We start from the raw sequence: 25,881 nt of genomic DNA on the forward strand, positions 1-25,881 counted from the left end.
GCTTCCTTCACGTCTTGTCGATGACCAGCAGGCGCTGGCCGGCGCGGATCGGCGAGCCGGGCTGGACCTGCAGGTCGTGGATCCGGCCGCTGCAAGGCGCGAGCAACGGGATTTCCATCTTCATGGATTCCAGGATCAGCAACGGCTGGCCGGCTTCCACCTGGTCGCCCGGCTGCACCTGGGCCTGCCAGAGATTGCCGGCCACCGGGCTTTCCAGGGCCAGCTGGTGGCTGGCGAGGGGGACATCCTCGGTGGCTTCCACGGCGGCTTCCTGGCTGTCGAAATGCGCCTGGCCGGAGTCGATCCAGCGCTGCCGCTCGGCGGCGAAGGCGCTCTGCTGGCGCGTGCGGAAGGTGGTAATACCCTCGGCTTCGCGTGCCAGGAAGGCCTGGTAGTCGGCCAGGGACAATTCGCTCTCTTCGATGCGCAGCGGCACGCGACCCAGTGGGAAGTCCGCGCGGATGCGTAGCAGCTCGTCCGCCGACACCTCATGGAAGCGGATCTGATCGAAGAAGCGCAGCAGATAGGGCTGGCCGTGGAAGGCTTCCACGTCACGGTAGCGATTCCACATCTGCAGGGTGCGACCGACGAACTGATAGCCGCCAGGGCCTTCCATGCCGTACACGCAGAGATAGGCGCCACCGATGCCCACCGAGTTTTCCGCGGTCCAGGTACGCGCCGGGTTGTACTTGGTGGTCACCAGCCGGTGACGCGGATCGAGGGGGGTGGCCACCGGCGCACCCAGATAAACGTCGCCGAGGCCCATCACCAGGTAGCTGGCGTCGAAGACGATGCGCTTGACCGCCTCCAGGGACTCCAGGTCATTCACCCGGCGGATGAACTCCAAGTTGCTCGGGCACCAGGGCGCGTCCTTGCGCACCGTGGTGGTGTATTTTTCGATGGCCAGGCGGCAGGCCGGATCGTCCCAGGACAGCGGCAGATGGACGATGCGCGAGGGCACCCGCAGGTCCTGGGCATCGCCCAGCGCCTGCCAGCAGCGACTGACCGCCGCCAGCAGCTCTGCCAGAGGCAGTGCCTCGGGCTGGTAGTGCACCTGTAGCGAACGGATGCCGGGGGTGAGTTCGTACAACCCGGGCAGCGCCAGCGCGGCCAGTGCCTGCATCAGCCCATGGCCGCGAAAGCGCAAGGCCAGGTCCAGCTCCGGTGGGCCGATCTCCAGCAGCAGATGGGTATCCCCGGAAAGCCGCGCCACCAGGCGCTCGGCGCCCTGGCCCAGATCCAGCACCACGGGATCGCCGCGCTCGGGCGTAATGGCGATCTCCGCCTGCGGCTGCAAGCTGCTTTCCTCGGCCAGGCGTGCCTGCTGCAGGCGTCGCGCGGTCGCCAGGTCCACCGGCAGGAAGCGCAGCCGGTCGCCGGCCTTGAGCTGGCCCAGTTGCCAGAGGTCGGCTTCGATCACTGTGACCGGACAGACGAAGCCGCCCAGGCTGGGGCCGTCCGGGCCGAGGATGACCGGCATGTCGCCGGTGAAGTCCACCGCGCCCACCGCATAGGGATTGTCATGGATATTGGAGGGATGCAGACCAGCCTCGCCGCCGTCTTCGCGGGTCCATTCCGGCTTGGGGCCGATCAGGCGCACGCCGGTGCGACTGGAATTGAAGTGCACCTCCCAGTCGGTGGCGAGAAAGAGATCCAGATAGGCCGGGCTGAAATAGTCCGGCGCACCGTGCGGTCCATAGATGACGCGCAGGGTGCGGGTCTCGGGCAGCCGGGTGGTCAGGGCGAGGGGCAGCCGGGCCTCCGCACGTGCGTCGGTCAGCGAGTGCAGGTGCAGCACGTCGCCGGCGCGCAGGGCGCGGCCACCGTGACCGCCGAACTGGCCGAGGGTGAAGGTGCTGCGACTGCCCAGGTAGTCGGGCAGGTCCAGGCCGCCTCTCAGGCAGAGATAGCTGCGGGCGCCGGCGCCGGTGATGGCGCCCAGGTGCAGGATGGCACCCGCGGGGACGCGAAAGACGCTGTCCATGGCCTGGGGTTGGTCGTCCAGCAGGATCGGCAGCGCCGCGCCGGTGACCACCACCACGGCCTCGGTGTTGAATCTCAGGGTAGGGCCGGCCAGGGTGATTTCCAGGGCGGCCGCGCGGCCGTCGTTACCGAGCAGGCGATTGCCCAGGCGCAGGGCGCGGTCGTCCATGGGGCCGGAAGGGGGAATGCCCACCGACCAGTAGCCGAGGCGCCCGGGGGCGTCCTGCACCGTGGTCTGGGTGCCGGCGCTGAGCACCTCCAGGGTGGTGGCCTGGTAGGTCAGCCCTTCCAGGCAGCGCGTCCAGGGCTGGCCCGAGGCGAAGGGCGCGGCGGCGAGGATCTGCCGCAGGTAGTCGCCATTGGTTTCCACGCCATAGAGCCGGGTTGCCGCCAGGGCCTGATCGAGGCGTTGCCGGGCGGCGTCACGGTCGGGGGCCCAGGCGATGACCTTGGCCACCAGGGGATCGAAATAGGGCGGGATCTCGCAGCCGGCCTCGACCCAGGTGTCCAGGCGCAACGCCCGGCCATCCGCGGGTGGGAAGTCGACCTGGGTCAGCAGGCCCGGGCTGGGCTGGAAGTCGCGACCCGGGTCTTCGGCATAGAGCCGCGCCTGGATGGCATGGCCCTGGGGCTGCAGCCCCGCGGCGAGCACGGCCAGCGGCGGCAGTTCGCCAGCGGCCAGTTCGATCATCCAGCGCACCAGGTCCACGCCCCAGACCTGCTCGGTGACGCCGTGCTCGACCTGCAGCCGGGTGTTCACCTCCAGGAAGTAGAAGCGGTCGGCGGCGCTGTCGTAGACGAACTCCACGGTACCGGCGCTGCGATAGCGTACCGCGCGTGTCAGCTCCAGGGCGGCGGCGCAGAGCGCCTCGGCCATGCCGGCCGGCAGGTTGGGCGCCGGGGTTTCCTCCAGTACCTTCTGGTTGCGGCGCTGTACCGAGCAGTCGCGCACGCCCAGCGCCAGCACCTCGCCCTGGCCATCACCGAACACCTGCACCTCCAGGTGCCGGGCGCGTTCGATGTACTTCTCCAGGAAGACGCCCGCGTCGCTGAAGTTGTTCTGGCCCAGCCGGCGCACGGCGTCGAAGGCCTCGGCGAGTTCAGGGTCCGTGCGGCACACGCGCATGCCGATGCCGCCGCCACCGGCGGTGCTCTTGAGCATCACCGGATAACCGATCTGTTGCGCGGCCGCCAGTGCCCCTTCCAGGGTATCCAGCAGCTCGGTGCCCTCCAGCAGCGGCACGCCCTGGGCGCGCGCCAGGGCCCGCGCCGTGTGCTTGAGACCAAAGGTGCGCAGTTGCTCGGGGGTGGGCCCGACGAAGGCGATGCCGGCGGCTTCGCAGGCTTCGGCGAAGGCGGCGTTCTCGGAGAGGAAGCCATAACCCGGGTGAATGGCCTGGGCGCCGCTCTGGCGCGCCACCTCGAGCAGCTTGGCGGTGTCCAGGTAGGTGGCCGCGGCGGCGCCTTCGCCCAGGCTGAAGGCCTGGTCGGCCGCGCTGACATGGCGGCTGGCGCGATCGGCTTCGCTGTAGACGGCGACCGCGGCGACGCCCAAGTCGCGCAGGGTGCGCTGGATGCGGCAGCTGATGGCGCCACGGTTGGCGATGAGCAGGGTGGTGAACATTCGAGGCGTCCTCGAAGGCGGCGGGCCGTCCCGCCAGATAAAAGCTCCCGGGGTCGTCCCCAGGAGGCCGCGCGAGGGCGGTAGGTCAGTCGGCGTCTAGCGCTTGCCGCGGTAGCTGTAGCGCCCGGCGCGGACTTCGCAGAGGCGATGGAGACGCGGTCGCAGCCACTGCCAGAGCTGGCGTGCGTGGGTCAGTCCCATAGCAGCACCTCCGCCGGAGTAGGGTTCCAGCCGTTGCAGGGGTTGTTGAGTTGCGGGCAATTGGAAATAAGCAGGATGACGTTGGTCTCGGCGCGCAACTCCACATACTTGCCGGCGCCGGAGATGCCATCGGCGAAGGTCAGGCCGCCGTCCGCGGTCACCGGCACGTTCATGAAGAAGTTGATGTTGGCCCCGATGTCGCGCTTGCCCAGGCGCCCGTCATGGCCACCGGCGCAGAGGAAGTTGTCACGGCAGCTGTGCATCTGCCGGCGATCCAGGGCGTAGCGCACCGTGTTGCTCTCCTGGGAGCAGGCGCCGCCCAGGGTGTCATGGCGGCCACAGGTGTCGGCGACGATGGTCAGCAGGGGATTGCCCAGGTTGGAATAGAGCACGCTGCCGGTCGACAGATAGACCCGGCCCTGGCGTCTCAGGGTGCGCTGGGGATCGTAGCGTTCCTGGGGGTTGGCGGCGGCGTAGAAGAGGGTGTCCACCGCCTGGTTGCCTTCCAGGTCATGGATGCGCAGGGTCTGGCCGGCCTTGACCTCCTTGAGGTAGGGCGCTCCGGCCGGCAGGAGGGCGCGGTAGCTGGCATCTTCCGGGCGTTTGGTGCTGGCGATCAGGGTCATGGCAGGGCCTCAGAGGAAGTAGCGGGCGGTGTTCTGAAAGGCGCGCTCGTTTTCCGGGCGCGAGGTGCGGCAGCGTTCGGCCACCTCGGGCGCCGCGCGCAACTGGGCGAGATCGACCGGGCGCGGCGCATAGACCGGGTCCGGGTCCAGCGGATGCTGCAGGGCGGTCAGCACCACCAGGGTGTTCATGGGCGCATGGAGCTCGACCAGATCGCCGGCGCGGGAGTTGCCGGGCACGAAGGCAAAGGCGCCCGCGGCATCCACGTCCACCCGGCTGAACAGGTTGAGGGTCATCAGCAGGTCTTCCAGGCCCAGGCCCCACTTGGCCAGTTCCACCAGCAGGTTGTCGGTGCCATTGCGGTGGAAGCCGTTGCGCAGCTCCTGGTAGCGACCCGCGCCGTATTTCTCCGCCACCTCGGCGGCATTGGCCACGCCGCCAAAGCTGTCGTGCCAGCCGCAGGTGTCGCGCACCACGGCCGCCAGCACCCGCCCCATGTCGGAATAGAGGCAATGGCCGGCGGTGAGACGCGCGGTGTGCTGGCCCTTGAGGGTATCGGGCAGGTTCAGCCGCTCGCTGCGGTCATCGGCATTGAACAGCAGCAGGCTGACATTGGCGCCGCCTTCCACGTCGGTCAGCCGCAGGGTCTGGCCGCGGCGCAGGATGAAGGAGGCGGTGCCGCCGCCGGGGACGCGTTCCTGGTAGAGCAGTTCGTCAGTCATGGGCAACCTCGTCAGGTAAGGGCTGGCCGAGTCCCAGGCGCATGCACGGGCCGGGTCTTGGCGGTCAGGGGCAGGTCGTAGGTGATGCGGGCGCCATAGGCGCCGGGGGCTTGCGGGTCCTGGCGGACCTTGTCGAACACCAGCACCCGGGTGGCCAGGCTGAAGCCCTCGTGCAGGTCATGGGTGACCATGAACACGGTGAGCGGGCGCTCGTGCCAGAGCTCCAGCAGCAGGGTGTGCATGTCTTTGCGGATGCCGGGATCGAGGGCGCCGAAAGGCTCGTCCAGGAGCAGGATGCGCGGCCGGACGATCAGCGCCTGGGCGATGGCGAGGCGCTGCTGCATGCCGCCGGACAGCTGGCCCGGGTACTTGCTCAGTGCTTGGCCCAGGCCGACGCGTTCGAGCAGGGCAGCGGCCTGTTCCCGGGCCTGGCGCTTGGCCGTGCCCAGCAGCCGGCCGAGCAGCGGGGACCTGGGCAATTCCAGGCCCAGGGCGACGTTGTCCAGCACGCTCAGGTGGGGAAACACCGAATAGCGCTGAAAGACCACGCCCCGCTCGGGATCCGGTTCCGCCGAGAGCGGCTGACCATCGATGCGGATCTCGCCACGGCTGGGCCGCTCCTGGCCGAGCAGCAGGCGCAGGAAGGTGGATTTGCCGCAGCCGGAGGCACCGACCAGGGCGCAGAATTCGCCTTCGCGCACCTGCAGACTGAGGCCTTCGAGCACCACCTGCTCGCCATAGCGCTGCCAGAGATTGCGGACCTCGATCATCAGCGACCCTCCCCGTACCAGGGAAAGGCGCGCCGCGTCAGCAGGCGCAGGCCCGCGTCCAGCAGCCAGGCCAGCAGGGTGATCCAGGCGACATAGGGCAGGATCACGTCCATGGCCAGATAGCGCCGCACCAGGAAGATGCGATAGCCCAGGCCATCGGTGGCGGCGATGGCCTCGGCGGCGATGAGAAACAGCCAGGCGGCGCCCAGCTGCAGCCGCAGGGCGATGAGCAGGCGCGGCAGCAGCTGCGGCAGCACCAGGCGCAGGATCACCGTCCAGCTGTTGGCGCCCAGGGTCTGGGCCTTGATCAGCAGTTCGCGTGGCAGCTCCCGGGCGCGCTGGTCCAGCTCGCGGATCAGCACCGGGGTGACGCCCACCACGATCAGCATCACCTTGGCCAGTTCGCCCAGGCCGAAGACGATGAAGAGGATCGGCAGGATCGCCAGCGGCGGGATCATCGAGAGCACCGTCACCAGCGGCGACAGCGGCGCGCCGACCAGGGGCAGACTGCCCGCGGCGATGCCCACCACCAGGGCGATCAGCGCGGCGATCCCCAGGCCCAGCCCCAGGCGTTGCAGGCTGGCCAGGGTGTCCTGCCAGAACGGATAACCCCCGGTACGTACGTCGGCGGTAAAGGCCAGGCGCTGCACCGCATCGGCCATCTGCGCCACGCTGGGCAGCAGCTTGTCGTTGGGGTTCTCCGCTAGCCGGGTGGCCGAGCCCACCAGATAGAGCAGGGCGAGCAGGGCGAAGGGCAGCAGGACCAGCAGGAGCCGGCCGCCCCGATCGGGATGCCGATTGATGAAGCGCATGGGCGTCGTCCTCGCGGCGGGGCTCAGAGCTTGCCGTCGGCGGCCAGCTGTACGAAGGTCGGATCGAAGCGCAGCTTGAGATTGCCCGCGTCCCCGCTGGTCTTGCCGCCCGGATAGGCGATGCCGATGGCCTCGGCGCTGGGTGCGCCCTGGCCCAGCAGGCCGTGTTCGAAGGAGAAGTGGGCGATGCGCTGCATGGTGGTCGGCAGCGCGGGATCCTTGACGAAGGCCAGGGCCTCGGCGGGCGTGGCGAACAGCCGGGTCTTGTCCAGTTGCGCGTGGAAGCCGGCGAGATCGGTACCCGAGGCCTTGGCCATGGCCTCCAGGGCCGCCTTGCCCTTGGCGTCGCCGGACTGCATCAGCGCCAGCATCTCGAACCAGGCACCGGTCAGGGCCTTGCCCAGGGCCGGGTTGTCCTTGAGCGTGGCGGTGTTCACCACCAGCATGTCGAGGATCTCGCCGGGAATCTTGCTGGAGTCGAACACCTCGGTGGTGTCTGGCTGAGCCTTGATCTCGGCCAGCAGCGGATTCCAGGTCACCACGTTGCGCACGTCGGCGGTCTGGAAGGCGGCCACCATGTCGGCGTCGGAGGTGTTGACGGTGGTCAGGTCCCTCTCGCTCAGTCCCACGCTCTGCAGCGCGCGTGCCAGCAAATAGTGGGAGACGGAGAACTGCACCAGGTTGACCTGCTGGCCCTTGAGGTCGGCCAGGGTCTTGCCCTTGCCCTTCATCACCACGCCGTCGTTGCCGTTGGAGTAGTCGCTGACGATCAGCGCCGTGCTGTCCACGCCGCCGGCGGCCGGAATGGTCAGGGCGTCCATGTTGGTCATGGCGCAGCCGTCGAACTGGCCGGTGGTGTATTGATTGATGGATTCGACGTAGTCGTTGAGCTGCACGACCTCGATGTGGATGCCGTATTTCTTGGCCCACTTGTCGATGATGCCCTGGGCCTGGGCTTCGCCCCAGGGCATCCAGCCGGCATAGATCGTCCAGCACACCTTGAAGTCGTCGCGCGGCGCCGCCTGAGCGGTGGCACCAAGCAGCAGGGAACAACCGAGAACGAGCGAGGCGAGCAGGGGATGGCGCATGGGACCTCCAATAGGATGGACGACGGGACAGGAGCACGCGACTGGCGCTGTGTCTCCCGGGCTTTTGTCCCGCCGTGTAACCCCATCAGAGGTCGACGACTCTCGGACCAGACACCCGCACGAGCGAGTCGGAACCCTAGTCATCCATTGCAGATTGTGGTGCATCAAACCGGCTGGCCGGTGCTCCTGCACGCTATGGCCTTTGCCAGATGCGTGCCAGTTGCCGCCAGGCCCCGTGCCATGCTGATTGCTCGCCATGACGTTGAGGCTGTATCCAGCGCGCCGCCCCGTTGCAGTGCGTTCGAAGCGGCACGATGCACTGCTTTGACTCAGCGCCCCAGCGCCGCGATCAGCGCCTGGCGAAAGGCATTCACCGCCGGGGGCAATTCGCGACCCGCCATGCTCTGCAATTCGATCCGCCGCGCGGCCAGGCCTTCGTCCAGCAGGGGCAGGGCCACCAGTTGGCCTTCGCGCAGTCGACTACGCAGGCTCAGTTCGCTTGAGAGCGCCACGCCACCGCCCAAGGCGGCGAAACGATAGAGCGCCTGCATGTTGTTGCTCACCAGCACGGGCTCGAAGGAGAGTCCCTGGACGCCACAGCAGATGTCGAACAGCTGGCGCACCGTGGTATCGGGCATCGGCAGCGCCAGCGGAAAGGGCTGTAGGTCGGCCAGGGTCAGCCCGGTACGGCCGGCGAGGGGATGCTCGGGCGCCACCACCGCCTCGATGGCGCCACTCAAGGCGGCGTCGACGCTGATGTCCGGCTCTGGCCTGAGGCTGAAGGTGAGGCCCAGGTCGGCGTCACCTTCCTGGACCCGGCGCGTGACCGCCGCCGGCGCGCAGACCTCCAGGGAAAAGTGGATGCCGGCATAGCCCTGGCGAAAGGCCACGATGACCTCGGGCAGGAAGTCCAGCGAAAAGCCTTCGGTGGTGGCCAGGCGTACCTGGCCGCGGCGCAGGTCGGCGAGGCCCCGCAACTCGGCCGCGACCTGCTCGCTGGCCAGCTGCGCCTTGCGCGCATGCACGGCCAGACGCTCGCCGGCGGCGCTGGGCACGACGCCACGGGCGCGGCGTTCGAGCAGCGGCGTCTGCAGTTCGCGCTCCAGTTTGGCGATCTGGCGACTCACCGCACTGGCCGCGACATTGAGCCGCTGGGAAGCTTCGCTGATGGAGCCGCACCGCACCACCTCGAGGAAATAGCGCAGGGCGGTGGACTGAATGCCGTAGGGCTGCATAGGGCCTCCTTTGCCGAAAAGGCATGGCTCGCATCTAAATATTCTGCTTGTGGCATGGGATGGCAAGACCTAGAGTCGGGTCAAGAGACCAACAACAGGCTTCAGCAAGAACTCCTTTCCCGCGTTTCGCGGACCTGCCTTTGACCAACCACCGCCCCGGAGACAGACGGCATGGGACTCAAAGGTTTCGCTTGTGGCATCGCGTTTTCCCTCTTCCTGGCCCAGGGCCAGGCCTTCGCCGGCAAAGCCAACGACACCCTGGTCTACGCCTCCGACACCGAGCCCGAAAACGTCAGCCCCTATCACAACGATGCCCGTGAAGGCGTCATCCTCGCCCACCTGGCCTGGGATACCCTGATCTACCGCGATCCCCAGACCGGTGAATACCGGCCGATGCTGGCCACCGGCTGGCAGCAGGTCGATCCGCTGACCCTCGACTTCGATCTGCGCCAGGGCGTGACCTTCCACAACGGCGACCCCTTCACCGCCGACGACGTGGTCTTCACCTTCAACTACGTGGCCTCGCCCGAAGGCAAGGTGGTCACCCAGCAGAACGTCAACTGGATCAAGAGCGCCGAGAAGCTGGGCGAATACAAGGTTCGCCTGCACCTCAAGCAGCCGTTTCCCGCCGCGCTGGAATACCTGGCCAATCCCTTGCCCATCTATCCCGGCAAGTACTTCCAGAAGGTCGGTCTGGCGGGCTTCGCGCAAAAGCCGGTGGGTACCGGGCCCTATCGCATCGTCGCGGTCACCAGCGGCCAGGGGGTCACGCTGGAGCGCAATCCGGACTATTTCAAGGACAGTCCCCAGGGTCAGCCACGCATCGGCCACATCCAGTTCCGCGTCATCCCCGACGCCGAGACCCGGCTCGCCGAGCTCATGACCGGCGGCATCGACTGGGCCTGGCGCGTGGCGCCGGACCAGGCCGAGCAACTCAAGGCCGCGCCCAACCTCACCGTGGAGAGCGGCGCCAGCATGAGGATCGGCTTCCTCAGCATGGACGCCCAGGGCGCCTCCAGCCCGGATTCACCCTTTGCCAAGGCCGAGGTGCGCCAGGCGGTCAACTACGCCATCAATCGCCAGGCCATCGCCAGCCAGCTCATGGGGGGCGGCAGCCAGCCGCTGCAGGTGGCCTGCTATCCGGAGCAATTCGGCTGCGACGCCAAAGCCGTACCGGGTTACGCCTACGACCCGGCCAAGGCCAAGGCGCTGCTCAAGGCCGCCGGCTATCCCAACGGCTTCAGCACCGAGATCTTCGCCTACCGCGATCGTGACGTGGTCGAGGCGCTGATCGGGGACCTGCGTGCGGTGGGCATCGACGCCAAGCTGCGCTATCTGAAATACGCTGCCCTGCGCGACCAGCAGCGCGCCGGCAAGGTGCCCATGGCCTTTCTCGCCTGGGGCTCGTTCTCCATCGCCGACGCCTCGGCGGCCACCGGCGTGTATTTCAAGGGCAATGCCGACGACGTGGCCAAGGATCCCCAGGTGATCGACTGGCTCAAGGTGGCCGACACCGCCATGGATCCGGCGGTGCGCAAGGACAACTACCGCAAGGCGCTGCAGCGGATCGCCGCGCAGGCCTACTGGGCGCCGGTGTTCAACTATTCCATCAACTACGCCTTCACCTCGGACCTGGCCTTCCAGCCCTATCCGGACGAATTGCCGCGCTTCGCCCTGGCCCACTGGAACTGATCCGTCCCGGCGCCCCGCACGGGGGCGTCTTCAGAACCTGTTCAAGCTCGCGAGCTAGAGCCAAACAAGGCGAAAAGGCCTGAGGAAGCGGAGTTTACGAATGGTAAATGAGCATTCCGAAGGCCTTTTCAACGCCGTTTGGCCGACGCGCAGCAGCGCTTGAACAGGTTCTCAGCCGAGGAGCCGAACATGTCCGCCTATCTCCTGCGCCGCCTGGGTATCACCCTGGCCGTGGCCTTTACCGTTTCCCTCATCAGTTTCTTCCTGCTGCACCTGTCCGGCGACCTGGCCACCGCCATCGCCGGACCCGAGGCCACCGCCGAGCAGATCGAGGTGGTGCGTCATCAACACGGCCTCGATAAACCCCTGGCGACGCAGTACGTCGAGTGGATCGGGCAGTTGCTGCGCCTGGAGCTGGGGCAATCGTTCTTCTTCCAGGAATCGGTGCGGGATCTCATCGCCAGCCGCCTGCCCATCACCCTGACCCTGGGCGCCATCGCGCTGCTGGTGGCGCTGCTCATCGCCATCCCGCTCGGGGTGCTGGCCGCGGTCCGGCGCGACACCTGGATCGACCGCCTGGCGCTGACCCTGGCGACCTTCGGCCAGGCGATGCCCAGCTTCTGGTTCGCCCTGGTGCTGATCGTCGTCTTCGCCGTGACCCTGAAATGGCTGCCGGTGTCCGGCAATACCAGCTGGCAGCACTTCATCCTGCCGGCGATCGCCCTGGGCTACTACGCCACTCCCTCGCTGATGCGCCTGACCCGGGCCGGGATGCTCGATGTACTGGGCGCCGACTACATCCGCACCGCCCGGGCCAAGGGCCTGAGTCCGGCCCGGGTACTGTTCAAGCACGCCCTGCGCAATGCGCTGATCCCGGTGGTGGCCCTGGCCGCGGTGGAGTTCGGCTTCATGCTGGGCGGGTCGGTGGTGATCGAGGCGGTGTTCTCGCTGCAGGGCATCGGCCAACTGGCCTGGGACGCCATCGCCCGCAACGACTTCCCGGTGGTGCAGGCCATCGTCCTCTTGATCGCGTTGATCTATATCGTGCTGACGCTGGTGGCCGATCTGCTCAACGCCTTGCTCGACCCGCGCATTCGCGTGCGCTAGGAGGCTCCATGACCGTCGCCAATCCCTTCGTGCTCGACGACTATCTGCCCCCGCGCCCGACGCTGGGCCGCCAGCTACGCCGCTGGTTCGGCCACCGCGGCTTCGCCCTGGGCGCCGTGCTGCTCGTCGTCATCGTCTTCGCCGCCCTGGCCGCGCCCTGGCTGGCGCCCCACGACCCCTATGCCCAGGACGTGATGCAGCGGATGAAACCACCGGTATGGATGGCCAAGGGCACCTGGGCCCATCCGCTGGGCACCGACAAGCTCGGCCGCGACTATCTCTCCCGGCTGCTCTATGGCGCGCGCATCTCGCTGTTCATCGGTCTCGCCGCGGCGCTCATCTCCGGCGCCATCGGCACCTTGCTCGGGGTGCTCGCCGGCTACTACGGCGGCAAGGTCGACGCCCTGGTGAGCTACCTGGTGACCACCCGCCTGGCCTTGCCGGTGGTGATGGTGGCCCTGGCCGCCGCCTCCCTGGTGGGTGGCTCGCTGCAGGTGGTGGTGATCCTGCTCGGCTGTCTGCTGTGGGATCGCTTCGCCGTGGTGGTGCGCGCCGCCGTGCAGCAGATTCGCGACGCCGAATACGTCGCCGCTGCCCAGGCGCTGGGCTGTTCACCCTGGCGGGTCATCGTCGGCGAGATCCTGCCCAATGTGCTGGGGGCGCTGATCGTGGTGATCACCCTGGAGATGGCCCACGCCATCCTGCTGGAGGCGACCCTGTCCTTTCTCGGCGTGGGCGTGCAGCCGCCGTTGCCGTCCTGGGGCCTGATGATCGCCGAAGGCAAGCCCTACATGTTCTTTTCGCCCTGGGTGATCGCCATTCCCGGCATCGCCCTGATGCTGCTGGTGCTGGCCATCAACCTGGTGGGTGACGGTATCCGGGATCTGGCCGCGCCCAGCGGGCGCAACTAAGCGGAGGACTGACCATGGCACTGCTCGACGTAAGAGACCTGCGGATCGATATCCCCCTGGGGGATGACACCCTGCACGCCGTGCGCGGCCTGGACCTGCAGGTGGAGCGGGGCGAAATGCTCTGCCTGGTGGGCGAGTCCGGCTGCGGCAAGTCGCTCACCTCCCTGGCGCTGATGGATCTGCTGCCGCGCCAGGCCCGGCGCCAGGCGGCGCGCCTGACGCTGGGCGAGCACGACCTCCTGACCCTGGGCGAAAAGGGCATGCGCGACCTGCGCGGCAATCGCCTGGCGATGATCTTCCAGGAACCCATGACCGCCCTCAATCCGGCCTACAGCATCGGCGACCAGCTCGCCGAGGTGCTGCGGCGCCACCGCAGGCTGGATCGCAAGGCCGCCTGGGCAGGCGCGGAGGCCATGCTGGAAAAGGTCGGCATCAGCAACGCCGGCGAGCGCCTGCGCCAGTATCCGCACCAGCTCAGTGGCGGATTGCGCCAGCGGGTGGTGATCGCCATGGCGCTGCTCTGCGAACCGGACCTCATCATCGCCGACGAACCCACCACGGCGCTGGACGTCACCATCCAGGCGCAGATCCTGCACCTGTTGCGCGATCTGCAGCGGGAATTCGGCACGGCCATCGTGTTCATCACCCATGACCTGGGGCTGGTGGCGCGCATCGCCGACCGGGTAGCGGTCATGTATGCCGGCCAGATCGTCGAGCAGGCACCGGCCGCCGAGCTGTTCGCCGCCCCCCGACACCCCTATACCCGTGGGCTGCTGGCGAGCATCCCGGTACCGGGCCGGACCCGTCCCGGGCAGCCGCTGGGCGCCATTCCCGGCCTGGTCCCCAGCCTGGTCGGCGAGCAGCACGGCTGTGCCTTTCGCAACAGATGCCCGCAGGCGGTGGCGGTCTGCGCCGACAGCGTGCCCTTGTTGGAGGAGGGCGCGCACCTGGCGCGTTGCCATTTCGCCCTGCCCAGCGAACCCCTGCGCCGGGTCGGAGGTGTGCGATGAGCCGCGAGATCGCTCTGGAACTGTGCGACATCCGCCGCGAATTCACCCTGGGTCGCGGCCTGTTCCGCCCGCCGGCCACCCTCAAGGCGGTGGATGGCATTTCGTTGCGGCTCCATCGCGGCGAGACCCTGGGTCTGGTGGGGGAATCGGGGTGCGGCAAGAGCACCCTGGCCAAGCTGCTGCTGGGGCTGCTGGCACCCACCAGCGGCGACATCCTGGTAGGCGGCGAGCACCTGCGCGGGGTGGATCGCAAGCGAATGGCCCGGCATATCCAGCCGATCTTCCAGGACCCTTATTCGTCGCTCAATCCGCGCAAGACGGTGCGCGAGATCGTGGCATTGCCGCTCAAGGTGCATGGCCTGGGCTCGACGGCCGAGCAGCAACAGCGGGTCGCCGAGATGCTCGACGTGGTGGGTTTGCCACGGCGCGCCGCCGACAGCCATCCCGGCCAGCTCAGTGGTGGTCAGCGCCAGCGAGTGGCCATTGCCCGCGCCCTGGTGATGCGCCCGGACGTGCTGATCTGCGACGAACCCACCTCGGCACTGGACGTCTCGGTGCAGGCGCAGATCCTCAACCTGCTGCTGGAACTCAAGCGTGAATTCGGTCTGACCTATCTGCTCATCAGCCACAACCTGGCGGTGGTGGAGCACCTGGCCGACCGGGTGGCGGTGATGTACCTCGGCAAGATCGTCGAGGAGCGCGAGCGAGCGGCGCTGTTCGCCCAGCCGGCGCATCCCTATACCCGGGCGCTGCTGGATGCGGTGCTCACCCCTGATCCCAGCCTGGGCCTGCCGGCGCTGGGCCTGGGCGGCAGCTTTCCCAATCCCATCTCGCCGCCCAGCGGCTGCGCCTTCCATCCCCGCTGCCCGCGCTGCTTCGGCCCCTGCGCCGAGCGCTATCCGGAACGCGAACCCATCCCCGGCGGCAGCAAGCGCTGCCATCTGCCCGAACCTGCCTGACCCCGGAGTCCGCCATGACCAGCCGTACCCATGCCCTTGAGCTTGCCGCCGCGCACTTCGACAGCGGCGCCTTTCGTACGCAGCTCGCCACCGCGGTGGCCCATCCTACCGAAAGCCAGGCGCCCGAGCGCCAGGCGGAGCTGCAGCGCTACCTGGATGAATTCATCGCCCCCTATGTGGCCAGTCTCGGCTTCACCAGCCGGCAGCTGGACAATCCGGTCGCCGGCAAGGGGCCCTTGCTGATCGCCGAGCGAATCGAGGACTTGGCGTTGCCGACCCTGCTCAGCTATGGCCACGGTGACGTGGTGCGCGGTGATGCCAGCCGCTGGCGCGAAGGCCTCGCGCCCTGGACCCTGGTGGAGCAGGGCGAGCGCTGGTACGGCCGCGGCACCGCCGACAACAAGGGCCAGCACCTGCTCAACCTGGCGGCGCTGGAACAGGTGATCGCCGCCCGCGGCGGACGCCTGGGCTACAACGTCAAGCTGCTGCTGGAGATGGGCGAGGAGATCGGCTCGGTCGGCCTGCGCGCCTTCTGCCAGGAGCAGCGCCAGGCCCTGGCCGCCGATCTGTTCATCGCCTCCGACGGTCCGCGAGTCTCGGCATCCCGGCCGACGCTGTTCCTGGGTGCCCGCGGCACCTTCAATTTCGATCTGCACCTGGAGCTGCGCGAAGGCGGCCATCACTCCGGCAACTGGGGCGGGCTGCTGGCCAATCCCGGGATCATCCTCGCCCATGCGCTGGCCAGCCTGGTGGATGCCCGGGGCCAGATCCAGGTCGCGGGGCTCAAGCCCACCGAGCTGCCCGCACCGGTGCGCAGGGCGCTGGCCGACATCGAGGTGGGCGGCGCGCCGGGCGATCCGGCCATCGATCCCCACTGGGGCGAGCCCGGGCTGACCCCGGCGGAACGTGTCTACGGCTGGAACACCTTCGAACTGCTGGCCTTCACCACCGGCAATCCCGAGGCACCGGTGAATGCCATTCCCGGCAGCGCCCGCGCCCACTGCCAGATCCGCTTCGTCGCCGGCTGCGATTGCACGACCTTCATCCCGCTGATCGAGGCGCACCTGGCCGAACGGGGTTTCGCCGCGGTGCGCGTTTCCCGTGCCAAGGACGAGATCCTCCACGCCTCGCGGCTGGACCCGGAGAATCCCTGGGTGGATTGGGCGCTGACCTCCCTGACCCGCACCCTGGGCGAAAAGCCCGCCTTGCTGCCCAATTTCGGCGGTGGCTTGCCCAATGACATCTTTGCCGACATCCTCGAACTGCCCACCCTCTGGGTGCCCCATTCCTATCCCGCCTGCTCCCAGCACGCGCCCAACGAGCATCTCCTGGCCCCGGTCGCGCGGCAGGGGCTGCAACTCATGGCCGGGTTGTTCTGGGACCTGGGCGATCGCTGGAGCCGCAGCTGATGCCCCTTGCCAAGACCACTGCCCTGGAGTGGCTCGCCACCCAGCGCGAGCCGATGACCCTTCTCCTGCAACGCCTGGTCGATACCGATTCCAACAGCTACGACAAGGCCGGCGTCGATGCCGTCGGTGCAGTGCTCACCGCCGCCCTGGCCGAAGACGGCATCGAGGTTGCCCGGACGCCGATCGCCGACTTCGGTGACGTCCTCGCCGCCCAGGTGGGGCCCGCCACCGGCGCTGCGGTGTTGCTGCTGGGCCACCGCGACACCGTCTTTCCGCCGGGCACCGTGGCCAGCCGCGGCTTCACCCGCGATGCCAGCCAGGCCTATGGCCCCGGCGTCGCGGACATGAAGGGTGGACTGGTGGCGAGCTGCTTCGCGCTGCGCGCGCTCAAGCGCGCCGGCGAGCTGCCGTTTCCGGTACGGGTGCTCTACACCGGTGACGAAGAGATCGGCTCCGGCACGGCTCGCCCGCACCTGGAAGCGGCGGCCCGCGGCGCCCGGGCCGTGCTCAACTGCGAGCCCGGGCGCGTCAGTGGCAACGTGGTCAAGGCGCGCAAGGGCGGCGCCACCCTGGCTATCAGCGTGAGCGGTCGTGCCGCCCATGCCGGCGTCAGCCACGCCGAGGGCGCCAGTGCCATCCAGGCCCTGGCGCTCAAGGTGGCCAAGCTGCACGCCCTGACCGACTACGAGCGCGGCATCACCACCAACGTCGGCCTCATCGAGGGCGGCACCTCCAGCAATACCGTGGCGCCCAGCGCCACCGCGCGCCTGGATGTGCGCTTCGTCGCCTTGGCCGACTGGCCCGCGCTGCAGGCGCGCATCGAGGCCATCATCGCCGAGGTGGAGGTGCCGGGGACAGCCGCCCGTGTCGAACCCACCTGCCTGTTCCTGCCGATGGAGGCGCACCTGAGCCACGACCTGCTGGCGCTCTACCAGCGCGAGGCCGAGGACCTCGGCTTCAGCGTCGAGGGCGAATTCACCGGCGGTTGCGCCGACTCCGGGTTCACCGCCAGCCTGGGCGTGCCCACCCTCTGTGGCCTGGGCCCCGTGGGCGGCAAGGTACACACCGACGCCGAATTCCTGGTGCTCGATACCCTGGTTCCACGCACCCAGGCGCTGGTGGCGACCATCCTGGCCCTGGCCGTAAAGGCCTGACCCTCACGCCGGTTTCCGAAACAGGTGCGACTCCTGGTCGGGGAGGGCCACAATTGGCGGCTTTAGATCCTCGAGCTATCGATTCATAGCTGCCCTTGGTTCGGGGCAGCAATCGGCCAGGATCTGATATTGCTGGCGAAGACCTGCCTGTCGATGACAAGGGCGGTAGGGCAGCCATTCGTCAGCGAGACAAAAGGCCCTTCCTTGACAGCGAAGTTGTCTGGGCAAATACTCGCTGCAAGATTCATATAGATGACTAGATAACAAGGTGAATAAAGTCGATGAATTCTTTATCCAGTGATGCCCGACTGCCGCTGTACCAACGCCTGCGTGACCAATTGGCTGAGCAGATCGCCAATAATCGCTGGCGTCCGGGGGAGGCGATCCCTACCGAAGCGGCGCTTTCTGCGGAATATCAGCTGTCCACCGGCACGGTGCGCAAGGCGATTGATGCCTTGGTCAGTGAGGGCATTCTGGAACGTCAGCAAGGGCGCGGGACGTTCATTCGACGGGCGCAGTTTCAATCCTCCTTGTTCCGTTTCTTCCGATTCCAGACTGTTTCCGGAGAGCGCCAGGTCCCGGAGAGTCGCATCCTCTCGATCGAGCCCGTTGCCGCACCTTCGGCCGTAGCGCAAGCGCTAGGGTTGCCTGCCGATGCGTTGGTCATTCGTATTGTCCGCGTGCGTCTGCTCGATGTTAAGCCGGTGCTCGCCGAAGAAATCTGGCTGCCCCGCCAGCGGTTCCAGGCGCTGCTGGAGATCGACCTCAGTCGCGAAGGGCCGCTGCTGTATCCGATCTACGAAGAGGTGTGCGGACAGGTTGTTGCCTCGGCCGAAGAGACGCTGACCGCCGAATCGGTGAATGACGTGCATGCCCGCCTGCTCCAGGTACCGGTCAACAGTCCGGTGATCGTGATCGAGCGGTTGGCCCGTGATTACGCGGGTAGCCCGCTGGAGTGGCGTCGCTCGCGCGGCCACGCGGAGCATTTCCGCTACAGCGTGGATATTCGCTGACGCCTGTCTGCGTAGCGAAGCGTTCTGCGGCGGCCAGATCGCCGGCCGATTGCTGTTTGGTTGCCAACGTCGATCCTGTCGCGGCGGGTTGGCCGTCGGCTGTCTTGCGTAACACCTATAAGGATAAGACTCATGTTCAGCTGGTATCGCCACATCACTCCTCGTGAGCGCAAGACATTTTGGGCCTGCTTCGGCGGATGGTCGCTCGACGCCTTGGAAGTACAGATGTTCGGTCTGGCGATTCCGGCGCTGATCGCCGCTTTCGCGCTGACCAAGGGCGATGCCGGATTGATCAGCGGCGTTACCCTAGTCACCTCGGCACTCGGTGGCTGGGTGGGTGGGACGTTGTCTGACCGCTACGGCCGCGTGCGCACCTTGCAGTTGATGATTCTGTGGTTCTCGTTCTTCACCTTTCTCTCGGCTTTCGTCACGGGCTTCAATCAGCTGTTGGTGGTCAAGGCGCTGCAGGGTTTCGGGCTTGGCGGGGAGTGGGCGGCCGGCGCGGTGCTCATGGCCGAGACGATCAATCCGCGCTATCGCGGCAAGGTCATGGGCACTGTACAAAGTGCCTGGGCGGTGGGTTGGGGCCTGGCGGTCGGGGTGTTCACCCTGATCTATACCGCTGTGCCACAGGACATGGCCTGGCGTGTGATGTTCCTTGTCGGGTTGCTGCCGTCGTTCCTGATCTTCTGGGTACGTCGTAACGTTGAGGAGCCGGACAGCTTCCGGCGTCTGCAAGAAGGCAACGCCATTCCGCAGGGTTTCTTCACGTCGCTCGCGGGCATTTTTCGCCCGGAACTGATTCGCGTGACGCTGTTTGGCGGGCTGCTGGGACTGGGCGCGCACGGTGGCTATCACGCGGTAATGACCTGGTTACCCACTTTTCTCAAGACCGAGCGCAATCTGTCTGTGCTGAACTCGGGCGGCTATCTGGCGGTGATCATCTTCGCCTTCTGGTGTGGTTGTGTGGCCAGCGGTTATTTGATCGATCGCATTGGCCGTCGAAAAAACATTGTGCTGTTTGCCTTGTGCTGCGTGGTCACGGTGCAGTGCTACGTATTTCTGCCGCTGACCAATACGCAGATGCTGTTCCTGGGGTTCCCGCTGGGGTTCTTCGCCGCCGGCATTCCGGCCAGTCTGGGCGCGTTCTTCAACGAACTTTACCCGGCCGATGTACGCGGCGCCGGCGTTGGCTTTTGCTACAACTTTGGCCGGGTGCTGTCCGCTGTATTTCCATTCCTGGTCGGGCACATGAGTGATTCCATGTCCCTGGGTTCGGCGATCGGTATCGATGCCGGAATCGCCTACGGCGTGGGGGTGCTTGCCGCACTTTGCCTGCCTGAAACCCGGGGCAGGGACCTTGAAGCCAATGCCTCCGCCGTTCCGGCCACTATCAACGGCAATCAGCGCGCTCGGGCGTGATGATCCCCACCTTCAGTAGATAAAACCCATGTCAGCTTCCCGCTCCAAGTCGATCACCGGCATTGACGCCCATGCCCATGTGTTCAGCCGTGATCTGCAGCTGATCGGTGCACGCCGCTACAGTCCCGAGTACGACGCCACGCTTGACCAGTACCTTGAGCATTTGCAAGCCCATGGTCTGAGTCACGGTGTATTGGTGCAACCAAGTTTCCTTGGCACCGACAATAGCTACCTGTTGGCGGCGTTGAAGCAAGCACCTCAGCAATTGCGCGGTGTGGTCGTGCTGGAGCCCGGCATCAGTCGTTCTACCTTGAAGGACATGGCGCAACTGGGCGTGGTCGGCGTGCGCCTGAACCTGATCGGCAAGGCGTTACCTGATTTTCGTGACAGTGCCTGGCAAGGGTTTTTCCGCGATATCGCCGATCTCGACTGGCATGTCGAGTTGCACCGGGAAGTCAGGGATCTGCCGGGCTTGATCCGGCAATTGACGCCGTTCGGCGTGAAATTGGTGATCGATCACCTGGGGCGGCCGGATGCGAATGCAGGTCTCGATCAGCCCGGGTTTGGCGAGTTGCTCGAGGCCGGATCGAAAGGCTCGATCTGGATCAAGGTATCGGGAATCTATCGCCTGGGAGGTACGCCACAACAGAACATTGATTTCGCTCGACGGGCATTACCGTTGCTGGAAAAAAGCGTTGGCCTGCATCAGTTGGTGTGGGGCAGCGACTGGCCGCATACGCAGCATGAGCAAAGCGTTGACTTCGCCACCGTCGTCGACCAGTTGCAAGCCTTGGAGCTTTCGGCGCAAGCCAGCGCCGCGCTGCTGGTGCAGGCGCCTCGCAGGTTATTTGGTTTCTAGAAAGACGAACGCTGCAACCTAGCCGTTGCAGAGGCCATTCATCTCACCCTCTTACAAGAGTTTGGCACCAGCCCAACCGAGAACCTTTCATGACTCCCTTAGATATAGATCTGTTACTGACTGCATTGATCAGCGTCGTGGTGCTGGTAGTGCTGATCGTCTCGCGCCTCAAAATGCACCCGCTGCTGGCGTTGCTGGTAGTTTCCGTCGGCGTAGGCTTTGCAACCGGCATGGAGCCAGATCGCATCGTCTCCCAGCTGGTCACCGGCGCCGGCAAGACACTGGGGGCAGTGGGGGTGGTCATCGCGCTGGGGGCGATGCTCGGCAAAATACTTGCGGACGCCGGCGTCACCGAGCAGATCGCCGCGGTCATCCTCAGGCGTACATCGGATCGGATGATTCCGTGGGCGATGATGATGGTCGCGTTCGTGATTGGCATTCCGATGTTTTTCGAGGTCGGCCTGGTGATCATGCTGCCGCTGATCTTCAGCGTGGCGCGCAAGCTGGAAAGTCAGGCGCGCTTCAAGGGTTCAGCCTATGTCTATGTGGGCGTTCCGGTGATTGCCGCACTGGCCGCCATGCACGGTATGGTCCCGCCGCACCCTGGCCCGTTGACGGCCATCGCCGCGCTGAAAACCTCGGTCGGGCCGACCATGCTCTATGGTTTCCTGGCGGCTATCCCGGCCATGATCCTGGGCGGCCCACTGTATGGCGCTTTCATTTCCCCGCGCATGAGCACTCGGCCCGATCAGGTGTTGCTGGATCAGTTCACCCTGGCTGAAAAAGCCGACGATAAACCAGGCCCCAGCGTATACCTTGGCGTGCTGGCAGCCTTGCTGCCGGCGATCCTGATGCTGATCCATGCCGTCGCCGAGATGGTATTGGCCAAGGACAATGCGCTGCTGAAAATGGCCGGTTTCCTCGGCAATCCGCTGATAGCGATGCTGCTGGGCGTGCTGTTCGCCGGGGCGAGCCTGGTACTCGCGCGCGGCGGCGATGCGGAGCAATTGCGCGAATCGCTGGGCAAGAGCCTCAAGCCAATCGCCTCGATCATCATGATCATCGCCGGCGGCGGTGCCTTTCAGCAGCTGCTGACCAGCGCCAAGGTGGGCGATGCGATTGTCCACCTGACTCAGCAGTCGGCATTCCCTCCGCTGGTCCTCGGCTGGTTGATCGCTATGTTGCTTTCGGTTTCTACCGGTTCCGCCACGGTAGGTATCGTAGGGGCTGCCGGCTTGCTGGCACCGCTCGCCGGTGCCGATCCCAGCCTCAACCTGCCGCTGCTGGCCTTGTCCATTGGCTGCGGCTCGCTGTTCTTCAACTACGCCAACCATGCAGGTTTCTGGATGGTGAAGGAATCCTTCGGCATGACGATGGGCGAAGCCACCAAGACTATTTCGGTGGTGCAATCGATCGTCGCCGTGGTCGGTTTGATCGTGGTGTTGCTGTTGAACGTGGTCGTGTAATGACCTGAGGCGGCGTCAAATCAGGACGCCGCCCTCTGTGAAACCCCTTATCTGAACGGGCGCCGCTCGGCACCCGTCCCTCCCTGGGCGCCACCCGCCTGTTCAGATAGGCAACAGCCCCTCGGCCTTGACTTCGTTCAGCACGAAAAAGGTGCGCACCTGGCGCACGCCGGGCAGGGCGATCAGCCGTTCGCTGTGCAGGCGATTGAAGGCGGCGATGTCCTTGACCCTGAGCTTGATGAAGTAGTCGACGTCGCCGGCCACCAGGTAGCACTCCAGCACCGGGGGCAGGGCGCGGGCGGCCGCTTCGAAGGCCTGGAAGGAATCCGGGGTCGATCTGTCCAGCACCACGCCCACCAGTACCGCGGTCTCCCGTTGCACCGCCTTGGGGTCCACATGGGCCCTGACGCTGGTGATGACGCCGCTCTCGAACAGCCTGCGCGTGTGGTTCCAGCAGGCGCTCGGGCTCAGGGCAACCTGGCGCGCCAGCTCGGCATTGCTCAGCCGGCCGTCCTGCTGCAGGGCGCGCAGGATCTTGCGTTCTACCGGGGTCAGTTCCGCAGCTTCGCTCATCGAAAGATTCTCCTTGGAAAACGGTTGTTGGAGGAACATCCATGCGGATTCTGGGAGTTGTTCAAAAGGAAAGCAGATTTCGTACCGCTCATTCGAAAGCACCTTTTTCAGGGTTTTCCCTAGCATTGAAGGCGTCCTCTCACCACTGGAGTCGCTGCTATGTCCCTGGATCTCGAAAAGCGTTTTCCCCGCGTCAAGCTCGGTTACTTCCCATCGCCCCTGCACAAGCTGGAGCGCATGTCGAAGGACCTCGGTATCGAACTCTGGGCCAAGCGTGACGACGTCTCCTCCGGTCTAGCCTATGGCGGCAACAAGGTGCGCAAGCTGGAATGGCTGGCCGCCGATGCCCTGGCACAGGGCTGCGACACCCTGGTCTCCATCGGCAACATCCAGTCCAACCACACGCGCCAGGTCGCTGCCGTCGCCGCGGTGCTGGGCATGAAGTGCCGGCTGGTCCAGGAGGAGTGGACCAAGTGGGAAGACCCGGTCTACGACAAGGTCGGCAACATCCTGCTGTCCCGCCTGATGGGCGCCCAGACGCTGCTGGAAGGCGAGGGCTATTCCACCGCGGTGAAGGCGACCTGGGAGCGCGCGCTGGATGAGGTGCGGCGTGAAGGCGGCAAGCCCTACGCCATTCCCGCCGGCGCTTCGGACCATCCGCTGGGTGGCCTCGGCTATGCCCATTTCGCCGATGAACTGGCCGGTCAGGAGCGCGAGCAGGGCCTCTTCTTCGATACCGTGGTGACGGCCACCTGTACCGGTTCTACCCAGGGCGGCATGGTGGTGGGCTTTCGCGCCCAGGAGCGCGAGCGGCGCCTGATCGGCATCGACACGGCGGCGGACGCCGAGATGACCCGCGCCGCGGTGACCAAGATCGCGCGCAACACCGCCGAGATGATCGGCCTGAAGCAGGAGATCCGCGACGAAGATGTCATCATCGAGCCCCGCTTCTGCGGACCGGACTATGGCCTGCCGGATGGTCCCACCGTCGAGGCCATCCGCTACACCGCGCAGATGGAGGGGATGCTCACCGACCCGGTCTACGAGGGCAAATCCATGGCCGGGCTGATCGCCATGGCGCGCAGTGGCGAGATCGCCAAGGGCAGCCGGGTACTCTATGTTCACCTCGGGGGTGCCCCGGCGCTCAACGCCTACCACAACGCCTTCGCCTGACCCCAAAACCACGACCGATCACCAGGAGGTCCCGCATGACGAGCCAATGCTGGACAGCGGTAGACGACCTCCGGCCGGCCGTGGCGCTGGTCATCCTGCATGGCGATCTCGACCCCGCGGTAACGGCGGAATTGCGCAGCGGCTTGCCCGGCTGCAGCGACCTCCCGGTGCTGCAGCTGGAGGACGTCGGCGGGCTGCACGAGGAGTGGCTCACCCAGGGTCCGCAGAGCCGGATCGTACGGCTGTTGTCCCGGCTGGGCGGTGACTGCCTGCTGCTGGCGGTCGAGCCGGCGGGCTCGAACGAGCTGGAATGGCTGGGATCGGTCGCCGGTCAACGGCTGCAACAGTTCACGAGCGGCACGCCCACGCGGGAGCTGATTGCCCGCCTGCAGCAGCTCAGACGCGAACGCCTGCTGGCGGTGTTGCCGCTTTGAACGTGGCCGTCAGGCCAGCCGCTCGACCTGTTCGGCGATCAGCGCCCTGATCGCGCGCAGACAGCGCAACTCGCCGGCGAAGACCGCCCGCAGCTCCGGTCGCGCCCCGGCCAGGGTTTGGTTTTCCCGCTCGGTCTGTTCCAGCAACTGCTGAGCCTGCAGGGACAGGCGCTGGCGCAGGCGTTGCAACTGGGCAGCAGCCGGCGAGCGCTTGATACCCAGCGCTTCGGCTGCATCCAGCAGTCGCTTGCGGTCGATGGCCACCAGCCGGCTTTCACCCAGGATCGGCCAGGCGAGGGTGGTCGCGTCCGGCCAGCGCTGCTGATCGAAGGCGCGGCTCTCGTACACGGCCGTGCAGAGCAGGTCATAGCAGGGCGCGAGGGCCAGCCCACGGGGTGAGACCAGAAAGCCCAGATTCTTCAGATGGGCATCGGTATTGCCCACCAGCACGTTGAAGGCCAGCCAGTTGAACAGCCGCGTCCGGGTCACGGCGGGCGCCTCGCACAGCCGGGCCAGTTCGGCCAGGCGCTCCACGCTACCCGCCTGGTACTTGAAATGACGGTCCAGACCCAGCACCTGGCAGGCGTCGATGCCATGGCGCCGTTGCCAGCCGCCCGAGGTACGGACGCGGTCGAAGCGCTCGATCAGATAGATCGGCTCGGGCACGTAGCGGCGCTCGACGGCGGGAACCATCAGCCCGGCCAGACCCGCCAGGCGCATGGTGAACCACTCGTTGATCACCGAATGGGCGAAGGCCTCGTGGGGATGGTCCGGCTTGAGGATATGGGTGGAGGGCAGGGCGCCCACGGGTTCCTGCAACCCCTGGTCATCGAGAATCACCGCCAGCTTGTGCTGGGCGCCGGCCAGCGACATGCGCTTGTGCGCCTCGTGGGTCAGCGGCAACTGCGGCATGGCCTGGATCCGCCGGGAGAGATCGGCATCGCTCAGGGGGCGGCGATCTCCCGGTGGCAGGTGCTGTCCTTCGGCGAGCAGGGTAAGGGATCCGGCGGATTCGGCGCCGTACCAGCTCAGCAGGGCGAAGGCATCGGCGGCATCCAGGCGCGCATCCTGGGCGAGCAGTTGCCGCTGGCCTTCCTCGGGCAGCAGGTTGTCGAAGTACCACTGCACCGGTCGCTGCGAACTGCCATCGATCAGTGGCGCTCGCTGCAAGGGCAATTGCGGACAGAGCCCGAAGGCCTGCCAATCGGACTCGTACCGGAACGACCAGATACCGTTCTCGTCAGCCAGCCGACCCACCAGCTGGTCGTCGATCCAGGCCAGGAGTTCACGCCTCATGGTGTCCGGGTATCCGGCTGGGCTGCCACTTCAGTGGGCAGATCCACGATCAGGCGCACCCCCAGGCCTTCCAATACCTGGAACAGCTTGCCCCACTGGACGGTTTCGCCACCGCGCTCGACCTTGCCGAGAAAGTTTTCACTGACGCCGAGACTGCCGGCGGCATCGTCCTGGCGCAGCGACTGGGCCTTGCGCGCCTGGCGGACGAGGGCGCCCAGGTCGGCGGCATTCTTGAGTATCACCTGCATGATTTATCCTCACGAGCGTGGGGATCAGGCTAACGCCAAAGGGAAAGGCAGCGCAATCCTCAAGATCGTGAGGATTTCAGTTGCTGATAACGCTGC

The 25,881-nt window shown here is 66.5% G+C and carries 23 protein-coding genes and 1 riboswitch; of the genes, 13 read left to right on the forward strand and 10 right to left on the reverse strand.

Annotated features, from left to right (window positions below; all coding sequences use genetic code 11):
- Positions 1 to 7: 7 nt before the first annotated feature.
- From uca to OMP44_RS08620, 7 genes are all read right to left on the reverse strand, one after another.
- Entirely contained in the window at positions 8 to 3,607 is a 3,600-nt protein-coding gene (gene uca / locus OMP44_RS08590; protein ID WP_187979264.1) for an urea carboxylase, read from the reverse strand.
- A gap of 191 nt (positions 3,608 to 3,798) precedes the next feature.
- Positions 3,799 to 4,434 carry an urea amidolyase associated protein UAAP2 gene (locus OMP44_RS08595; RefSeq protein WP_017640185.1) on the reverse strand — a complete coding sequence of 212 codons (636 nt, stop codon included), beginning with the start codon at positions 4,432 to 4,434 and terminating at the stop codon, positions 3,799 to 3,801.
- 9 nt (positions 4,435 to 4,443) lie between these two features.
- Entirely contained in the window at positions 4,444 to 5,154 is a 711-nt protein-coding gene (locus tag OMP44_RS08600; protein WP_158895542.1) for an urea amidolyase associated protein UAAP1, read from the reverse strand.
- Positions 5,155 to 5,165: 11 nt separating this feature from the next.
- Entirely contained in the window at positions 5,166 to 5,924 is a 759-nt protein-coding gene (locus tag OMP44_RS08605; protein WP_280307371.1) for an ABC transporter ATP-binding protein, read from the reverse strand.
- Positions 5,924 to 6,736: an ABC transporter permease gene (locus tag OMP44_RS08610; RefSeq protein ID WP_027599335.1), complete on the reverse strand. Its 813-nt coding sequence runs from the start codon at positions 6,734 to 6,736 to the stop codon at positions 5,924 to 5,926. Before OMP44_RS08610 ends, OMP44_RS08605 begins: the two co-directional genes overlap by 1 nt.
- A gap of 23 nt (positions 6,737 to 6,759) precedes the next feature.
- Entirely contained in the window at positions 6,760 to 7,824 is a 1,065-nt protein-coding gene (locus OMP44_RS08615; RefSeq protein ID WP_280307374.1) for a putative urea ABC transporter substrate-binding protein, read from the reverse strand.
- A 51-nt stretch (positions 7,825 to 7,875) separates the two neighbouring features.
- Positions 7,876 to 7,975: riboswitch (guanidine-I (ykkC/yxkD leader) on the reverse strand.
- Between the two features lie 178 nt (positions 7,976 to 8,153).
- Positions 8,154 to 9,059 (reverse strand): LysR family transcriptional regulator, encoded by a 906-nt coding sequence (locus tag OMP44_RS08620; RefSeq protein ID WP_273861555.1) that lies wholly within the window; start codon positions 9,057 to 9,059, stop codon positions 8,154 to 8,156.
- A gap of 171 nt (positions 9,060 to 9,230) precedes the next feature.
- On the opposite strand from OMP44_RS08620, the gene OMP44_RS08625 reads away from it, so the two are divergent.
- From OMP44_RS08625 to OMP44_RS08675, 11 genes are all read left to right on the forward strand, one after another.
- On the forward strand, positions 9,231 to 10,751 hold the full coding sequence (locus OMP44_RS08625; protein ID WP_133861711.1) for an ABC transporter substrate-binding protein: 1,521 nt from the start codon (positions 9,231 to 9,233) through the stop codon (positions 10,749 to 10,751).
- A gap of 189 nt (positions 10,752 to 10,940) precedes the next feature.
- On the forward strand, positions 10,941 to 11,858 hold the full coding sequence (locus OMP44_RS08630; RefSeq protein WP_280307377.1) for an ABC transporter permease: 918 nt from the start codon (positions 10,941 to 10,943) through the stop codon (positions 11,856 to 11,858).
- Positions 11,859 to 11,866: 8 nt separating this feature from the next.
- Positions 11,867 to 12,769 carry an ABC transporter permease gene (locus OMP44_RS08635; protein WP_158895531.1) on the forward strand — a complete coding sequence of 301 codons (903 nt, stop codon included), beginning with the start codon at positions 11,867 to 11,869 and terminating at the stop codon, positions 12,767 to 12,769.
- Between the two features lie 14 nt (positions 12,770 to 12,783).
- Positions 12,784 to 13,779 (forward strand): ABC transporter ATP-binding protein, encoded by a 996-nt coding sequence (locus OMP44_RS08640; RefSeq protein ID WP_133861708.1) that lies wholly within the window; start codon positions 12,784 to 12,786, stop codon positions 13,777 to 13,779.
- Positions 13,776 to 14,738 carry an ABC transporter ATP-binding protein gene (locus OMP44_RS08645; RefSeq protein ID WP_133861707.1) on the forward strand — a complete coding sequence of 321 codons (963 nt, stop codon included), beginning with the start codon at positions 13,776 to 13,778 and terminating at the stop codon, positions 14,736 to 14,738. Before OMP44_RS08640 ends, OMP44_RS08645 begins: the two co-directional genes overlap by 4 nt.
- 14 nt (positions 14,739 to 14,752) lie before the next feature.
- Entirely contained in the window at positions 14,753 to 16,147 is a 1,395-nt protein-coding gene (locus OMP44_RS08650) for a M20 family metallopeptidase (RefSeq protein ID WP_273861552.1), read from the forward strand.
- Positions 16,147 to 17,301, forward strand: a complete 1,155-nt coding sequence (locus OMP44_RS08655; protein ID WP_273861551.1) for a M20 family metallopeptidase — start codon at positions 16,147 to 16,149, stop codon at positions 17,299 to 17,301. The genes OMP44_RS08650 and OMP44_RS08655 overlap by 1 nt, the downstream gene beginning before the upstream one ends.
- A gap of 281 nt (positions 17,302 to 17,582) precedes the next feature.
- A complete protein-coding gene (locus tag OMP44_RS08660) occupies positions 17,583 to 18,314 on the forward strand; it encodes a GntR family transcriptional regulator (protein WP_133861704.1) in 732 nt (243 codons plus the stop codon).
- 132 nt (positions 18,315 to 18,446) lie between these two features.
- Positions 18,447 to 19,736 carry an MFS transporter gene (locus tag OMP44_RS08665; RefSeq protein WP_280307380.1) on the forward strand — a complete coding sequence of 430 codons (1,290 nt, stop codon included), beginning with the start codon at positions 18,447 to 18,449 and terminating at the stop codon, positions 19,734 to 19,736.
- A 28-nt stretch (positions 19,737 to 19,764) separates the two neighbouring features.
- Positions 19,765 to 20,595: an amidohydrolase family protein gene (locus OMP44_RS08670; protein ID WP_280307381.1), complete on the forward strand. Its 831-nt coding sequence runs from the start codon at positions 19,765 to 19,767 to the stop codon at positions 20,593 to 20,595.
- An 89-nt stretch (positions 20,596 to 20,684) separates the two neighbouring features.
- Positions 20,685 to 22,061 (forward strand): GntP family permease, encoded by a 1,377-nt coding sequence (locus OMP44_RS08675; protein WP_133861701.1) that lies wholly within the window; start codon positions 20,685 to 20,687, stop codon positions 22,059 to 22,061.
- Between the two features lie 102 nt (positions 22,062 to 22,163).
- Here the strand turns inward: OMP44_RS08675 and OMP44_RS08680 are convergent, their stop codons facing one another.
- Positions 22,164 to 22,634 carry an Lrp/AsnC family transcriptional regulator gene (locus OMP44_RS08680; protein ID WP_280307383.1) on the reverse strand — a complete coding sequence of 157 codons (471 nt, stop codon included), beginning with the start codon at positions 22,632 to 22,634 and terminating at the stop codon, positions 22,164 to 22,166.
- A gap of 159 nt (positions 22,635 to 22,793) precedes the next feature.
- Here OMP44_RS08680 and OMP44_RS08685 point away from each other — a divergent pair, with 159 nt between their 5' ends.
- Both OMP44_RS08685 and OMP44_RS08690 read left to right on the forward strand, forming a co-directional pair.
- Positions 22,794 to 23,807 (forward strand): 1-aminocyclopropane-1-carboxylate deaminase, encoded by a 1,014-nt coding sequence (locus OMP44_RS08685; RefSeq protein ID WP_133861699.1) that lies wholly within the window; start codon positions 22,794 to 22,796, stop codon positions 23,805 to 23,807.
- 35 nt (positions 23,808 to 23,842) lie between these two features.
- On the forward strand, positions 23,843 to 24,241 hold the full coding sequence (locus OMP44_RS08690; RefSeq protein ID WP_280307385.1) for a hypothetical protein: 399 nt from the start codon (positions 23,843 to 23,845) through the stop codon (positions 24,239 to 24,241).
- 9 nt (positions 24,242 to 24,250) lie between these two features.
- Here OMP44_RS08690 and OMP44_RS08695 read toward each other — a convergent pair whose 3' ends face one another.
- Both OMP44_RS08695 and OMP44_RS08700 read right to left on the reverse strand, forming a co-directional pair.
- Positions 24,251 to 25,537 (reverse strand): HipA domain-containing protein, encoded by a 1,287-nt coding sequence (locus tag OMP44_RS08695; RefSeq protein WP_280307386.1) that lies wholly within the window; start codon positions 25,535 to 25,537, stop codon positions 24,251 to 24,253.
- Positions 25,534 to 25,785: a helix-turn-helix domain-containing protein gene (locus OMP44_RS08700; protein ID WP_187979280.1), complete on the reverse strand. Its 252-nt coding sequence runs from the start codon at positions 25,783 to 25,785 to the stop codon at positions 25,534 to 25,536. The genes OMP44_RS08695 and OMP44_RS08700 overlap by 4 nt, the downstream gene beginning before the upstream one ends.
- Positions 25,786 to 25,881 lie beyond the last annotated feature (96 nt).

The sequence above is a fragment of the Pseudomonas flavocrustae genome, from assembly GCF_029872515.1.
Taxonomy (GTDB): Bacteria; Pseudomonadota; Gammaproteobacteria; order Pseudomonadales; family Pseudomonadaceae; genus Chryseomonas; species Chryseomonas aestiva.